We start from the raw sequence: 15545 nt of genomic DNA, 5'->3' as shown, positions 1-15545 counted from the left end.
AGCGTCAGAGGTGTATAGGAGCCAGCCCTCGGCAATCCGGTTGCTGGCGGTGATCCAGCTGCGTCCCTGGGACTGTAAGTGGCCGTTTTCTGCCTGGCCCCGCAGCAGCGCGCCGAACACCGGATTCAGGGCATTGGCCTTGATCAAGCGTGCGCTGTGTTTGTCCAGGACCAGCTTTTCGCTGTCGGGATAGGCCACGACATTGCCCTGGTCGTCGAGCAGGGCGATCTCGGTGTCGGGGGTCACCCGATGCTTGGCCAGGGTCGAGGACAGTTGTTCCAGCGTCAGGTCGGCGCCCAGCACTGCCATGTTGCCGCTGCTCAGTGCCAGGGTGGTGCCGACGTTGTTGGTGGAATAGAAGACGTAGGGCTCGGTGGTGATCTGCTCGGTTTCGCTGCGGGCGTTGGAAAACCAGTCGCGGTTGCGCGGGTCGTAGCCGTCCTGTGGGTGCTCCAGGCGGCCGATCATGGAGAGCTGCGAATCGAAGAACAGTGATTGTGAATGTATCCGCCCGGCGCTGGCATTGCGCTCGATGCTCCAGACTTCATAGGCGCTGTCTGCTGGCGCCTGGCGCTGATTGCGGATAGCGGCGTTGCGCAGGGGGCGCACCATGAAGAAATCGCCGTCGGCGTACCCCAGGTACAAAGAGGCCAGGTTCGGGTTGTCCTGCAGTGACTGACTGAACGGCCTGAGCAGTGCCAGGCGTTGCTCCAGGTTGCCGCTCTGGGTTGCCGGATCACCGGCCAGCAGGCGCAGCAGATGGCGGATGGGCTCGTAAGTGGACTTCAGGTCGCCGCGCACATCCTGTTCGATGCGCTGGAAGAGCTTTTCGCTGCTTTGCAGGATGATGCGGGTGGTCTGCCGGTAGTTGTAGATCCCCAGGATGACTCCGGTGAGCAGCATCAGCAGGGTGAACATCACACTGATGTGTATATGAAGAGGAAAGCGACGGAGGGCAGGCGTAGGCGTGCTCGGCATTGCAATTCTCTCCAGAGGCGCATGAGGCTGGGTTCTAGGCCCAAGCATAGTTAAGGCCGACTCTTCTTGCCTTGGCCCGGCGGCTGCAGGTTGACGGTGCTGGCCTGCAGGGCCGGGTGGCGAAGCAATACTGGCCCTTTGATATTTATCTGGCAAGCGCAGGCTTTATGGCGGATTGGTCAGTTGTGGGGCGCTGGTTTTCTGCTCCGCAGCTTGTGCCTTGGGGGGCTGAGATGGCGGCTCATCAAGGTGGCGGTGCAAGGATTGGGCGAAGTGCACCAAGTCCCGGTCCAAGCGGCGGACGGCAGCGGTTATCGCCTCCTGTGCGACAGGTGGCAGGCAAGCCTGTTCCAGAGCCTCGCAACCGGCCTGCAACGACTCGGCCCCGACCATCAGCGCCGAGCCCTTGATCTTGTGGGCCAGGGCCACCAGCGCCCGGGGATCACTGGCCGGGATCCGTTCCAACTGGCGCCGGTCCTCCTGGCAGCAGCGCAGCAACTCGTTGAGCATGCGCCGTGCGAACAGCGGCTTGCCACGGGTCAGGGTGCGCAAGGTGCTGAGGCTGAAGCTGTCGGTCCGAGGCCTGGGCTTGAGGCTTGCCAGCCTGTGGCTCAAGCGCTCCAGGCTCAGGGGCTTGGCCAGACAGTCATGCATGCCGGCGTCTAGGCCGCGCTGGAGCGCTTGCGGGTCGGTGCTGGCGCTGCAACCGATCAGGGTGATCGCCGGCCTCTGCTCGCGTGTTTCGTATTGGCGTATGGCCTCAGCCAGCTGGTAGCCGTCCATCGATGGCATGTTGCAGTCGAGGATCAAGAGGTCGAAGTCGCCCTGGCGCCACAACTCGAAGGCCTGGCGTCCGTCGTCGGCGCAGGTGACCCGGTGTCCGAGGTACTCCAGCTGGCCCTGCAGCAGAGTCAGGCTGGCGCGGTGGTCGTCCGCCAGCAGCACATCCAGTGGCACCGCGGCGGTGGGCAGCGGCTCTGCGGCGTCAGCGGCGGGCTGGGCGGTGCGGCCGCGCAGGGGCAGCCTGACCCGCGCCTCGCAGCCGGGGCCGCTGCGCCCGTGCAGGCTCAGGCTGCCGCCCATCTGCCGGCACAACTGATGACTGATGGGCAGGCCAAGCCCGGCGCTGTTTCGCGGCGACTGGCTGTCGGGGTCAATCTGGGCGAAGGGCAGCAACAGCCCCTGGCGTTGCTGTTCGGGAATGCCGATGCCGCTGTCTTGCACCTGCAACAGCAGCTGGTACCGGTCATGGCTGGCGGCGGGCTGCAACGTCGCCCTGACCTGGATCGTGCCCTGCTGTGTGAACTTGATCGCGTTGCTCAACAGGTTGCCCAGCACCTGCTTGAAGCGCAGAACATCAATCAGCACCTGGGGCGCGGGGCTGGGGGCGTTGAATTCCAGCTCCAGCGCCAGGTGCTTTTGCCGGGCCTGGGCGTCATACACCCCGACCAGCCCTTCGACGCAATCGCGCAGGTCGACCCAGGTCGGGTTCAGGCGCAGGTGGCCGGATTCGATCCGGCTGATGTCCAGCAGGTCATCCAGCAGTTCCTTGAGGTCGCTGGCCGCGCCCAGTGCCAGCTCCAGCGGCGCATGGTTGGGCGAACTATCGCCGGTGCGGCGCAGGACCAGCTCCAGCAAGCCGATCAAGGCGTTCAACGGGGTACGGAGTTCGTGGCCAAGGTGCCCGAGGAAGCGGCTCTTGTTGCGATCGGCCGCTTCGGCGCGCTGCTTGCCGGCCTCCAGGGCCGCCGCCGAGCGGGCCAGCGCTGGCAATTGCCGGCGTTGCTGGCGCAGTTGCCGATAAAGCCGGGCCTGGTTCAGCAATGCGGCCAGCAACAGAAATATCAGGGTCATGATGCCAACGGGCTGGAGCAGGGTCTTGATCATCGCCCGGCCGCCCGCCGTGACCGGGGTATCGATATCCGGCGCCTCATATCAGTTCGTTGCGCCTGGCCATGTCCACCAGTTCATTCATCGAGGTGGTGGCGAGTTTCTGCATGATGCGTTTCTTGTAAGTGCTGACGGTCTTGTGGCTGAGAAACATGCCCGTGGCAATTTCCTTATTGGTCTGGCCCATGGCGAAAAGTTGCAGAACCATCAACTCCCGATCATTCAAGGAGTTGAATTGGGCCAACTCCAAAGTTGCTCCCAGGGCGGTCCGGTCAAGGTGCAGGGCCTGGCTGGGAAAGTAGTTGTAGCCGTTGCAAATGGCCTTGACGGCACTGAGCAGTTCGCTCAGGTCTTCGCGCTTGCACACATAGCCACTGGCGCCGGCGCGCATGCAGCGATTGGCGAACAGCGCCGCGGACTGGGCCGTAAGCACCAGGACGCGCAGGGATTGATGCATGTTGCTCAAGCGCTCCAGCAGCTCCAGGCCATCGAGCTTCGGGATGCAGATATCAAGGATGACCAGGCTGGGTTCGCATTCGCGGACCATTTGCAGGGCGTCGACGCCGTTATCGGTTTCACCAATGATCTGATACCCCTCGTGCTCCAGCAGAATACGCACCGCCATGCGTATCACGGGGTGGTCATCAATGATAAGTACTGAGCCCATGTTGGCCTCCTGCCGAAAAAGGGAAGTCCGAACAGTAGCCCAGCCGCAAGAGTGGAAATAGTTGCGAAAGTGTTGAAAAACCCAATCTAAGACAGGTCTTACAACGAATAAGGGGAGGTATTACAGCCGTTTGGCAGTCACGTGAAGTTAAGGCGGGATCTATGGGGCGTACAGTGCCCTTGAACGCAGGACGCGGGACCGGCGCCAGTCCGTGCAGGCCGCCCCCCGCGAAGAGGGCGGCCCGGGCCTCATGGTGTTTTCTGATCGATGCCGGCTTGCAGCAGCTGGCTGTCGGTATGGCCGCCGATCCGCAACGGACCGAGGTTGAACACCTGGTCGTTGCGGGTGGCGTCATCCTGTTTGCGAGTCAGTTCGGATGCGCTGCCCAGGGCAACGTTGACCGGTGACTTGGACAGGTTGGCGCCGACATCCACGCGCAACTCCGAGCCGGAAAGATCGGTGCGGGCGACCTTGGAATCCCCCAGGTCGACACGTCCTTGGCTGGCGCCGATGCGGGCTCCGGTGAGCCGGGTTTCGCCGCTGACCTTCAGGTTGACACCCTGCTGGGTGCTGATCCCCGAGGCCTGCTCCACGCGGTTCTTGCTCTCGTGGCTGAGGTTCAGGTTCAAGGTCGGGGTATAGGAGGTCTGACCGCTCTTGTCGCCAAACAGCACGCCTTCAGCGGTATTGGCCACCTTGCTGCCGGCGGTGTTTTTCTCGCTGACCGAATAGCTGTCGCTGGTTTTCGGCCAGAAACGCTCTTTCAGGCTGGAGAAGCGATTGCCCAGGGCGTCGGCCTTGTCGGCCAGGTAGTGCTTGGCCTTGTCCACGCCGTTGCCAAAGGCACCGCGTGGCTCCGGGTTGACGTCGTAGCTGCCGCTGCGACTGAGTTTCTCCCCCAGGCGCTCCTTGGCGTCGCTGGCCTTGGCGACCAGGCTGTCCTTTGCCGAGCCGAGTTTGTCGACGCTCTTGTCGACTGCGTTCTCCAGCTTTTCCCGGTGCTTGTCGAAGCCTTTCTCGGCCTGGGCCTTCAGGTCGTTCTTCAGCGGACCGGCCGGCTTGGTCAGCTTGTCCACCAGTCCTGGCTGGTTCTTCGCCACTTCCAGCTTGGCGTCGATATTGACCTGGGTGCTGCGCAGCCGGTCCTGGCGGCTTTCGATGTCGAGGTTGCCACCGATGACGCCGTCGAGCCGTTGCGCCTCGATGTTGGCCCCGGCCAGGCGCACGTTGCCAGCGCTGTCGAGGGTCACTTGGCCGGCCTTGATCAGGCTGTTGTGCTGGGTGCTGCTCTGGCGCTGGTCGACGTCGATCTTGGCCCGGGCATTGATCCCGCGGTCGACTTTCGGCGAGTCGTGCTCACCGGCATCGGCCAGGGTGGTCTTGCCCATGCTGCCACCGGCGCCCAGGGTCAGGCCCCAGTTGTTGTGGGCCTGGGTGGACTGTGCCGATTCCTGGAAGATGCCGCCTTGGGCCGCCTCCAGCACAACTTTGCCAGCGTCGATTCGCGTGCCCTGCAGGTGAATCGCACTGTCGCCCGCGGCGCTGCTTGTCAGGTGGGCCTGGCCCTGGCTGTAGAGCTGGGCGCCGCGCTGGCTCTGGTCGTTTTCATTGACCCGGCCGATGTTGAAGTTGGCGCTGAGGTTGACGCTCTTGCCGCTGCTCTGCTCGCTGCTGGTCTTGCTGCCACCGGCCGTGAAACCCCCTCCGAGGTTGCTGCCCTGGCTGTGGTGGGTGTCCACCGCGGCTTGCAGATCGAGCTTGCCGCCAGCGTCCAGGGTGATGTCGCCGGCGGGATGCGAAGCGTTGCCGATCTGCGTGCCTTGCAAGGTCAGGTCGCCGGTGCTCTTGAGGTTGACCGGTCCCTGGCCCTGGAGGCTGGCGACCCGCGCCTGGCTGTCCTGTTGCTCAAGGCTCTTGTGATCCAGTTGCAAGCCGGCGCCGACATTGAGGTTGGTGCCGCTGCTACCGGGCGTGGTGCCCAGGGTCAGGGAGGCATCGCCACGCAGGCTGGAGTTGTTGCTGCTCTGGCGGTCGTTGGCTTGATTGAGCGCCAGCTTGCCGCCGGTATCGATGTCGACGCCGCCCAGGCCGCCATTGAACTGGCTGCCTTCGAAGCCGGCATCACCGGTGACCTTGATGTTCACGCCTTGGCTGCCGGCGTAGCTGCCGACCTGGGCCTTCTCGGAGCTGCTGGTGACGTTGCTGCTGCCACCGGCACCGCTGCCACGGATGTTCAGGTCTTCACCGGTATTGGTGTAGACCCGCACGCCAACCTTGGCGTCCACCGCCTGTTCGCTAGCGCTGTGGGTATCGCTGGCGGCACTGGCCAGCAGGCTGCCGGCGTTGATCTGCACGGCGCCGTCGGTGGCGCGGTACTGGGTGCCCTGGTCCTTGAGTTGGCCGTCGGCCTTGACCGTGACCTGGGCGCCGCTCAACTGGCTGACCACGGCGGTGCTGGCGCTTTCGTTGCGCTGACGGTTCTGGTGGCTGACGTCCACATCGAGCCCGACATTGGGCTGTTCCAGGGCATCGAGTACCCCAGGCTGGTGGAACTTGCGCTGGGCCACGCCCTGGATGGCTTTTTCGATGGGGCGGGTGACGCCCTTGTATTCGACGTTGGCGCCGACATCCACCGCCCAGTTGTTGTCCTTGTGGCTGCTGCTTTCGCGGTTGTGCGCGGCCTGGTTGTCGATCTCGGCAGCCTTGACCTGCAATGCACCGCCGGCCTTGACCTGGGCGCCTTCGGTGGTCAGGCGGTTACCGGCGTTGATGGTCAGGTTGCCGCTGGCAGCGATGTTGCTGGTCTGGGCAGTGTTCTTGCTGCTGCTGTCCTGGCTGCTGTTGTGGGCCACTTCCAGGCCGTTGCCAGCGCGGTCCAGGCCGCCGGTGTAGTAGAAGCCGCCACCGGTGGTGGTGCTGTCGCTGTGCTGCTGGGTTTGATTGTCCGCGGCCAGCAACTGCACATTCTTGCCGCTCAGGCTGGCATCGCCGGCCGTGGCCGCAAGGTCGCTGCCTTGCACCTTGAGGTCCTCGCCGGCGGTGACCGCCAGGGTGCCGCCGGTAAGGCTGGAGGCCTGTTGCCGGGTGCTGTCGCTGCTGTCGTTGCGCTGCTGATCCTGGTAGCGCACCCCGGCCCGGTACTGGCCGGTGCCTGGAGCGTTTTCCTTGGCGTAGGCGTCGAAGCCGCGCTTCTGGGTGCTGCTGCTGTCGTGCCGGGTGTCTTCGGCGGCCGCCACCTTGACCGTGCCCTTGGCGCTGGCGTCCAGTGCTCCCGTCGCGGCGACCTGGGAGCCGCTGATGTTCAGGTCCTTGGCGCTCTGCAACTTGAGGTTGCTGTCCGAACGCAGCTGGCTGCCGACGGTGGTGCTGCCTTTGCTCTGCTGACGGCTCTCATCCTTGGCGATACCGAAGAATTTGCTGTCCTTGCTGTGGTTGTTGCTGTGGGAGGTGTCTTGCACGCCGTCGATGGTCAGCGAGCCCTGCTCACTGATGACGCTGGCCTGGGTGCCGCCCCGGGCCTGGCTGCCGCTGATGCGCACGCTGTCGGCGCGCACGATCAGCTTGCCGTCGGCGTTGACCTTGCTGCCCTGGTTCTCGGTCTTGCCCTGGTCGCCGTCGGCGGTCTTGCCAAAGAAACCACCGCCCACCAGGTCGCCGGAGTAATGCTGGTTGCTCTGGCTCTGCTGGCGGCTGGCGCTGGTGATGTCGACGTCCTTGGCGCTGAGCAGGATATCGCCCTGGCTATGCAGCTCGGCACCTTGCAGTTGCAGTTGCTGCTTGCTGGTCAGGTCCAGTTGCTGGCCGCCCTTGAGCTGGCTGGCGACGGTGCGTTGCTGGCTGCTGGAGTTGTCCCAGTTTTCCTTCCACAGGTGCTTGCGGTGCTGGCCCTGGTCGCGCTGGGTGTGGGTTTCGGTGGCGGCGGTCAGTTGCAGGTCGCCGCCGCTGCGGGCGCTGAGGTTATCACCGGCTTCGACGCTGCTGCCGTGGATCCGGGTATTGGCGCCGGACTTCAACTCGGCGTCATGCTGGGCCAGCACCTTGTTCCCGTGCTGGCGTGTTTCGCTGTCGGTCTGGGTAGCGTCGTAGGTTTCCCAGGTGATGCCGATGGTGCTCTTGTCCCACTGCTGGCGTTTTTCCTGGAGCTTGCGGCTTTCGATGCTGCTCAGGGTGAGGTTGCGCCCGGCATCGAGCTTGACGTTGCGGCCGCTGACGTCGGTAGCGGCCAGGGTCAGGTCCTTGGCGCCGTGCAGTTCGATGTCGCCCTGGCTGCGGACCCCGGCGCGAATCGCATCGAGGCTGTTGTCCACGGCCTCGCCGCGGATGTCCAGATCGCCGGCGGAGCTCAGCTTGACTCCGTCGCGGCCGTCTACCTGGACCGCGCCAACGCGGACTCCGGCACCTTCAGCGGTGCTGACGATATTGATCCGCCCGGCCTGCATGGCGCCGAACAGGCTGGCGTCGATGCGCTGCTCCTGGGTGCGGCTCGCCGGGTCGACGTTGCGTACCTGGCCGCTGGGGTAGTCCAGCTGGTTGCGGCCGACGGTGACATTCAACTGCTCCCGGGCGCTGAGGCTGCCCTGGCTGTCGATGCGCGGGGCGATCAGGTTGATCGAACCCTCGGCGTTGCGCAGGCCGCCGTTGTGGATATCCAGCTGGCCCCGGGCATTCCGAGTGTTGAGCCCTTGCAGCTTGCCGTCCTGGAGCTCCGGGCGACCCACCACCAGGCTGGCGTTGGGGGTGTTGATGAAGCTGCCGCCATTGACCGAGATGCCGTTGGGGTTGGCCAGCACGAAGTCGGCGGCGCGACCGAAGATTTCCTGGGCGCCATTGAGTTGCGAGGCGTTGCGGCTGATCACCTCGTTGAGGATCACGCTGGCCGCCTGGCCCTGGAGTTGCGCGTTGGCCGCCAGTTGCCCGGCCAGTTGCGATTGCCCGGCCTGCAGGGCGTTGTTCAGCACCACGCCCTGTTGCCCGACGTTGTAGTCCAGGAACTGGTTGTGGGACAGGCCGCCGGCATTGGGCGCGACGATGTTGACGATGGGCACGCCGCCCTGGTTTTGCAGTTGCGGGGTGCCGCCGGGGCCCTCGACCACGGTGATCCCGCCGGCCAGGGCCAGGGGCAGATGGGACACCAGCAGCAGGCCGGCGATGGTCCAGCGCAACCTGCCCTGGGGCGAAAGGTTGAAACGGTGAGTGTTGTCAGGCATGAGAACCTCGTTCTGATTGGGTGAGCCGGGCGTTGCCTTCTAGGGGGGCGACGGCGCGTGGTGCTCAGGTTCATCGGGTAATTCAGGCTAATCGGCGGTTGATCAAATCTGCAGGCTGAACCTCGCCAGCCAGACTTCCGGTTCCGTTCGGAAACCTTGCGGGGTGTTGAGGCTGCGTTGGTAATCCAGGTCGACCTGGAAGTTTTTCCAGGCCAGGTTGAGGCCCAGGCTGGCAGCGCTCAGGTGCCGACTCTGGGCACCGTGTTCGGCCTTGATCCAACCGTTGTCCAGGCCCAGGCGCGGGGTGAGCTTGAGCGGCAGGTCGCTGTTGAGCGGCAGGCGCAAGGTGTTGCGCCACACCGCGCCGATGGCGCCGGAGGCACTGTTGAGGCGGTAGCCGCGTACCGCCGAATCATCGGTGCCCAGCAGTTGTTCGATGGCCGGCAGCGGGTCCGGGCTGTACCGCGCCGAGAGCTGGCTCTGCCACTGCCAGCGCTGGTTGCCCCACTGGCCGTTGCGCCACTGGCTGAGGCCGGCGCGGTACTTGCGAAACTGCGCCTGGGGCAGATTGCGTTGCACCTGCTGGGAATCTCGGTCGGCGCCGAACCAGGTCAGGCCCTGGGCGTAATTGACATCCAGGTTCCACACCGCGCTGTCGAGCCAGAACAGGTTGAGCCCGGCCTCGGCCACGGTCAGGGTCGGGCTCTGGATCTGCAGGTGGGCCTTTTGCAGGTAGCTGTCGACGTCCTTGTAGGCCAGTTGCAGGTTGGCGCTGAGCTGGTGGCTCTGGTCGCGCCACAGCACCCGGTCGGCCCGGCCGCTGACCATGTCGGTGCGGCCGCTGTTGTACAGGGTGGTGCGGGCCAGCTTCAGCGGTGCGCGGTATTCGGCGTGGCTGGCGAACAGGCTGTAGGTCCAGTAGCCATAGGGCACCGAGTAGAACAGGCTGCTGCTGCGGCTGTAGCGCGGGCCGTGGTTGAGGGTGTCGCTGTAGTTCAGGTTCAGTGCGTCGTTGATCTGCAACGGGCTGTCGAGGTTGAGGTTAATCGACTGGCGGTCACGCCCGGTGCCGGCGCTGCCGAGGTTATCCACACCCAGGCCGAGGCCCCAGCGCGCGGCGCTGCTGCGCGAACGCAGGATGATCCGCGAGGCGCCGGGCTGGCTGCCGGGGGCGATGTCGGCGGTCAGGTCCAGGGAGCGCAGGCGGTTCAACTGATCCAGGCCCTGTTCCAGGTCGCGCAGGTTCAGCGGCTTGCCGAGCATGCCGGGGAAGGCTCCACCCAGGGACACCGGCAGGCTCTGGTCGGCCAGTTCGATGGCTTCGACGTAGCCTTCCTCCACCAGGATATCCAGGCTGTGCCCGGCGGCCGGGGCGCTGGCCAGGTACGGGCGGCTGGCAATGTAGCCGGCCTCGACATAGAGGCGAGTGATGGCCGCCAGCAGCTGGTTGATCTGATTGACCCCCATGCATGGCGCCACATACGGCTTCATGGCGTCGTTGAGCCGGGTTTTGTCGAACAGGCTGACACCGCCGATGCGGGTGCCGCTCAAGGGCCAGCAGCGCTCGTCGCTGGCGGGCTGCCGGGGCAGGTCGGGGCTGGCCGGAGTGCTGCTGAAGCTGCCGCGCTGCATCTGCCGCTGGCGCTGTTCCAGTTGCAATTGTTGCAGGTCGCGTTGCTGTTGCTGTTGCAGGCGCAGGGCTTCCTGGCCCGGTTGCACGTCGGCCAGGGCCAGGGCCGGGATCAGCCAGGTCAGGCCCAGGAGCAATCCCAGGCTCCCGTTGCCCAGCGGTGGGAGGCAGTTGGTGCGTGATGAACAGGGCACTTGGCGTCCTTACTGTAAAAAGACCAAGTGACGAACAACAGAAAAGCCGATCGTTGAGGCTCAACTAGTGACGTCGCTTTAAGTTCTGCACTGTGAATATGAGAGGCCGTCGATAGCTATATCGGTGGCCTGTCTTCAAGTGCTCGCGAGTGACAATTCCTGAGTGAGAGCCGGGTGCTTCAATCTTGATTCAGGTATGACAAAAGGGTTGAGTGAGTTGCAGTGGAAACGTTACAGCGCAGTGTGAAATTAATTTTTCCGAGAGCGGTCAGCGGGGAAATATCTTGTTGAAATCGAGACTATCCGAAACTAAAAACTGGATTTGTACGTAAATTGTAAATGCATAGAAAGCTAACAAAAAAACCTGCCGGCCTTGATTGGCAAGGGGTTCAGGTATTTCGTGAGAATCTGCAAAGGTAGGATGTTTGGTTGAATCAAGAGCAGGTGTTGGATTTTGTGAAAGGCTCCCGATATCTGTGAACCAGGCACTGAGTGTCTAGGGCTAGTTGCTCTTTCTATCTGAGTACTTGCTCTAGTCTCGTTGTTCGTTAATTGAAGTCATGTTGCTCGGGGAATACCTTAGATTTGGATGTCCTGAAGGACATGCCCGTAATGCCGAGTATTCTTCCTCTGGTACTGGCGTATATCCGGAGTTTGCCGGCCGCTGTTGCGGCGGTCGGGCTAGGGGAATCCCTTAGTTGCCGATTGGATGTTGCAACTCATATCAAGTGCCTGGCGCGGCCGCCAGGCACTTGTGGGGCGAGGGTCATTGCGGGCTTGAGCGCCCGGTCATTTCCCGGGCCATTTCACTGGCGTAGCTGTCGGTCATGCCGGCGATGAAATCGATCATGCGCAGGAATGAGGTGTGCAGCGGCCAGTTCGGGTCCGGCGCGTTGTTGCCCAGCAGATCGAGGATCCGCCGGTTCTTGAACGACGGAGTCTTGCCGCCGTGCTGCTCCAGTGCCGCGCCGCAGAACGAGTTCAGCAGGATCTCCAGGGTGGTGTAGGCGCCGATTTCGTGCAGGGTCTTGCGCTTGTCCTGGAAGATCTTGCGCCGTGCCACGTCCTTGGCATTGAGCACACAGCGCTTGGCCGGGCCATGCATGTGTTCCACCAGATCGCCAGGCAGGGTGCCGGCCAGCAGGGCGTCCTGCTGTTCGACGAAGGCCCGGGCGGCGGCGTTGGTCAGGTGCTCGATGGCCTTGCCCCGCAGGATCGCCAGGCGCCGCCGGCGCGAATCCCTCGGGCCCAGCTGGCGATAGGTTTCCGGCAGGTCGTCGCCCACCAGCCCCAACAGCAGGGACTCGACTTCGGCGTACTCCAGCAGGTCCATTTCCAGTCCGTCTTCCAGGTCGATCAGGGCGTAGCAGATGTCGTCCGCGGCTTCCATCAGGTACACCAGCGGATGCCGGGCCCAACGCTGTTCCTCCAACTGCGGCAGGCCGAGCTTGTGGGCGATCTGTTCCAGCAGCGGCAATTCGCTCTGGTAGCAGCCGAACTTGTGCTTCTTGTAGCCCAGTGAATCGGCGTGGCGCGCGGTCCAGGGGTACTTGAGGTAGGTGCCGAGGGTGGCGTAGGTCAGCCGGGTGCCACCATCGAACTGGTGATATTCGAGTTGGGTGAGGACCCGGAAACCCTGGGCATTGCCTTCGAAATTGAGGAAGTCCAGGCGTTCGGCCTCGCTCATCGCGTCCAGCCAGCCGCGCCCGGCGGCCTGCTGGAACCAGTGGCGGATGGCGTCTTCGCCGGAATGGCCGAAGGGCGGGTTGCCGATGTCGTGGGCCAGGCAGGCCGACTGCACGATCATCCCCAGGTCGCTGGGTTCGCACCAGTCAGGCAGGGCGTCGCGTAGCGTCTCGCCGACGCGCATGCCCAGGGAGCGACCGACGCAACTGACCTCCAGGGAGTGGGTCAGGCGGGTGTGGATATGGTCGTTGCTGGACACCGGGTGCACCTGGGTCTTGCGCCCCAGGCGGCGGAAGGCACCGGAGAAGATGATGCGGTCGTGGTCTTTATGGAAAGGGCTACGGCCGAGTTCTTCCGGGCTGTGCACTGGCTTTCCGAGGCGTTCGCGGTTGAGCAGGGTCTGCCAATCCAAGGCGGGGTCACTCCGAAAAAAAACTGAAGGGCAGAGCTTCCGGGTTCCCGGGCGCCGCCGCAAGAGGCGCATGGCTTGCGCTGGTGCATCCATATGGCCGACGCCTTCGCTGGCAAGCCAGCTCCTACGCGGAAATGGCGTGGCCTGCGCCCCACCTGCAGGAGACGGCTTGCCGGCGAAAGGGCCCGCAGCCTGTGCACCCATCGCGTCGCTGCGCTCGCCGGCAGGCGGGACGGGGTTACAGGCCGGCGGCGTCGATGTCGATCAGCAGCAGGCGCTGGCCGTTGTCGAAGAACTGGCCGGCGGTCAGGCAGTACTGGTTGCTGGTGGCGTCGCGGTAGGTACTGGACAGGGTCAGGCGCCGTTCCTCCCAGCCTTCGGCCAGCAGGTGATAGAAGTACGGGCGCCAGGACCAGTTGTGGCCGACGTAGCTGCTGTCGGCCTGCCAATGGTTGTGGCGCCACTCCAGATTCGGCGTCAGTTGGGTGCCGTGGCGATCGCACTGGTAGAAGCGCAGCAGCCAGGGAAACGCCTTGACCTCGGGCAACTGGCTGATGGGCGCCTGGGCCTGGGCCCAGGCTTGCAGCAGGTGCATCAGTTCCGCCAGTTGCAGGCGCATGTGCATCAGGCGCTTGCGTTCGGCCAGCTTGTGCCGCACGTAGCGTTCGCGCAGGCGGGCGAAGGGCTGGACGAAGGCATCGCTGGCGAACAGCTGTTCCTGGGCCCCGGCAAACAGAAAGCCCTGGACATAGCGCGAGCCGCACTCCAGGGCGAAATCCAGCTCGGCCTCGGTTTCCACCCCTTCGGCAATGATCCAGCAACCGGTCTTTTCCGCCATCTGCGCCAGGGCCTTGACCACGTCGCTGCTGGGGCCGCCGCGGGCGGCAGCCTGGAACAGGCGCATGTCGAGCTTGAGGATGTCCGGTTGCAGCGCCAGCACCCGGTCCAGCTGCGAGTAGCCGGCACCGAAGTCGTCGATGGCGATCCGCGCCCCGGCCTGGCGGTAGCGCGCCACCACTTCGCTCAGACGCTGGCTGTTGCCCCCCAGCTCGGTGATTTCGAAGACGATGCGCCGCGGGTCGACAGCGTGGTGCTGGATCTGCCTGAGGCTCGGCAGGGCCTGCCCGGGCCTGAGCCGACTGATCCAGCGCGGGGAGATATTCAGGCTCAGGAACCAGTCCGCCGGGGCCTCGCGCAGGCGCCGCAGGGCGTCATCGCGGATCAGGCGATCAAGGCGTCGCAAGGCGCTGGAAGGGGTACGCGGATCGGCGAACAGCGGTCCCACCGACGTCAACTGGCCATTGCCCTGGCGCAGGCGGCCCAGGGCTTCGACTCCGGCAATCCGCCCGGTGGCGGTATCGATGAACGGCTGGAAGCAGGCGAGCGGTTGCCCGTCGATCACAGAGCCTCCTTATAAGATTCTTGTGGGTAGGGAGTCTTGGCTGCCGGGTGGACAGGCAGGAGTCGGCCCCTGGGTAAAGGGGCCGATCGGGGTTGCATAGCAAGAATGCAGCCAGGTGTGGAACCGCCAGTGACAGGTCGGTTGCGCGGGGTTGATCAGGGCTTGCGCGAGGCGCCTTGCAGCGCCAGCCGGATCAGCGGCAGCAGGCTGGTGCCCAGGCGCACCAGGCGCGTGAGGCCACCGGTGCCGCCGCTCTTGGCGCCCTTGCCGGTGAGGAACCCCAGCAGGGTCACCACCGCCACGCCCCAGAGTGGGGCGTGCTTGATGCCCAAGCCTTCCTGCCAGCTACGTCCAAGGCCGCGCATCCGTTGCAGGGGTTGCAGCAGTTGCTGGGACTCGTGGCGGATTTCCTGGCGATGCATTTCCATGCGCAGGCGGATCAGTACCTTGCGCATTTCCCGGCGTGAGGTGTTCTGCGGAATGTCGGGCAGTTTCATGGCAGCAGGCGCTCCCGATCGTTGGCCAGCTCTTCGAGCGTGGCGTTGAAGGGCGAGGATTCATCGAAGATCGCCGCTTTCAGGCGCAGGCCGCAGAACAGCGCCGCCAGGGCGTAGAACACGCACAGGCCGATGATCCCGGCCAGGCGATAACTGTCCCACAAGAGGATCAGCACCAGCGCCGACAGCCCCACCAGCAACAGCAGGGCAAACACCAGGGCCAGCCCGGCGAACAGCAGCAGGCTGACGGTGCGGGCTTTCTGCTCCTGCAACTCGATGCCGAACAGCTCTACGTGGCTGTGCAGCAGGCCCAGCACCGCGGCTCCCAGACGCCGGGAGGAGGCGCTTGGACCGCTGCCGGAGGAAGTGGATTCGCCGATAGCCATATCAGCGCCGCGTCGCCAGCAGGCCGATCAGAAAGCCCACGCCGGCTGCGATCCCGACCGACTGCCAAGGGTTGCTCTGCACGTAGTCCTCGGCGGCGGTGACGGCGGCCTGGCCGCGCTGGCGCAGGGATTCCTCGGTCAGTTGCAGGGTTTCCCGGGCCTTGAGCAGGCTGTCGTGGATCTGTTCGCGCAGTTCATCGGCCTGGTCGCCAGCCAGGGTCGCGGTGTGTTCCAAGAGACGCTCCGTGTCACTGACCAGTGCCTGAAAATCCGCCATCAGTACTTCTTGAGCCGTCTTCGCCGTTTTGCTGGCCATGGTTGTTTCTCCGTTGATTGCGTGTGTGAGCTATGAGTGTGAGCCCTGAGTGAAGGTTCACTGTAATTGCCTGGTACAGCTTTTGCTTTGTCCTGGTGCGCAAGACATGAGGCTTGCGCCGAAAACGAGCGAGGGTGGCGCGCTAGCCCGCGTAAACCCTGGCCGAAAAATCACAACCTTAAGGTCAATCTGCTTTCCGTGGTCCTGCGTCCGCTGCCTGGCGCGCCAAAACGGTTCACCGGCAGCGCGGATCGCGCGCCCCGGGGCCAACTTGGTGCAA

Annotated in this window: 10 protein-coding genes; all 10 read right to left on the bottom strand. The window is 64.3% G+C overall.

Annotated elements, in window-relative coordinates; translation table 11 throughout:
• Window positions 1-978: cache domain-containing protein (locus DNK59_RS23475; protein ID WP_177431289.1), on the bottom strand; the 978-nt coding region annotated here is incomplete at its 3' end.
• A gap of 165 nt (window positions 979-1143) precedes the next feature.
• A complete protein-coding gene (locus tag DNK59_RS23470; RefSeq protein ID WP_110724816.1) occupies window positions 1144-2865 on the bottom strand; it encodes a response regulator in 1722 nt (573 codons plus the stop codon).
• A 43-nt stretch (window positions 2866-2908) separates the two neighbouring features.
• Window positions 2909-3535, bottom strand: a complete 627-nt coding sequence (locus DNK59_RS23465; RefSeq protein WP_092312212.1) for a response regulator transcription factor — start codon at window positions 3533-3535, stop codon at window positions 2909-2911.
• Between the two features lie 248 nt (window positions 3536-3783).
• Complete coding sequence (locus DNK59_RS23460) at window positions 3784-8742, bottom strand: hemagglutinin repeat-containing protein (protein ID WP_110724815.1); 4959 nt, start codon at window positions 8740-8742, stop codon at window positions 3784-3786.
• Window positions 8743-8844: 102 nt separating this feature from the next.
• The gene (locus tag DNK59_RS23455) at window positions 8845-10509 is read right to left on the bottom strand and encodes a ShlB/FhaC/HecB family hemolysin secretion/activation protein (RefSeq protein ID WP_371920317.1); all 1665 of its coding nucleotides are present in this window, start codon (window positions 10507-10509) and stop codon (window positions 8845-8847) included.
• An 823-nt stretch (window positions 10510-11332) separates the two neighbouring features.
• Window positions 11333-12664: a deoxyguanosinetriphosphate triphosphohydrolase gene (locus DNK59_RS23450; protein WP_092312221.1), complete on the bottom strand. Its 1332-nt coding sequence runs from the start codon at window positions 12662-12664 to the stop codon at window positions 11333-11335.
• A gap of 238 nt (window positions 12665-12902) precedes the next feature.
• A complete protein-coding gene (locus tag DNK59_RS23445) occupies window positions 12903-14066 on the bottom strand; it encodes an EAL domain-containing protein (protein WP_092312224.1) in 1164 nt (387 codons plus the stop codon).
• Window positions 14067-14221: 155 nt separating this feature from the next.
• Window positions 14222-14563 (bottom strand): hypothetical protein, encoded by a 342-nt coding sequence (locus DNK59_RS23440; protein ID WP_092312227.1) that lies wholly within the window; start codon window positions 14561-14563, stop codon window positions 14222-14224.
• A complete protein-coding gene (locus DNK59_RS23435) occupies window positions 14560-14949 on the bottom strand; it encodes a phage holin family protein (protein ID WP_110724813.1) in 390 nt (129 codons plus the stop codon). The genes DNK59_RS23440 and DNK59_RS23435 overlap by 4 nt, the downstream gene beginning before the upstream one ends.
• Window position 14950: 1 nt before the next feature.
• Window positions 14951-15265, bottom strand: a complete 315-nt coding sequence (locus DNK59_RS23430) for a YqjD family protein (protein ID WP_092312230.1) — start codon at window positions 15263-15265, stop codon at window positions 14951-14953.
• Between the last annotated feature and the right edge of the window lie 280 nt (window positions 15266-15545).

Origin of the sequence: Pseudomonas sp. TKO26, from assembly GCF_003225665.1 — a bacterium.
Lineage (GTDB): Bacteria > Pseudomonadota > Gammaproteobacteria > Pseudomonadales > Pseudomonadaceae > Aquipseudomonas > Aquipseudomonas saponiphila.
This window is presented reverse-complemented; position numbering and strand designations above follow the sequence as displayed.

What these genes read in the sequence shown, in the direction of transcription:
- DNK59_RS23465 (WP_092312212.1), bottom strand. Translation starts at nt 3,535, where the DNA reads ATGGGCTCAGTACTTATCATTGATGACCACCCCGTGATACGCATGGCG.
- DNK59_RS23430 (WP_092312230.1), bottom strand. Translation starts at nt 15,265, where the DNA reads ATGGCCAGCAAAACGGCGAAGACGGCTCAAGAAGTACTGATGGCGGAT.
- DNK59_RS23440 (WP_092312227.1), bottom strand. Translation starts at nt 14,563, where the DNA reads ATGAAACTGCCCGACATTCCGCAGAACACCTCACGCCGGGAAATGCGC.
- DNK59_RS23435 (WP_110724813.1), bottom strand. Translation starts at nt 14,949, where the DNA reads ATGGCTATCGGCGAATCCACTTCCTCCGGCAGCGGTCCAAGCGCCTCC.
- DNK59_RS23470 (WP_110724816.1), bottom strand. Translation starts at nt 2,865, where the DNA reads ATGATCAAGACCCTGCTCCAGCCCGTTGGCATCATGACCCTGATATTT.
- DNK59_RS23460 (WP_110724815.1), bottom strand. Translation starts at nt 8,742, where the DNA reads ATGCCTGACAACACTCACCGTTTCAACCTTTCGCCCCAGGGCAGGTTG.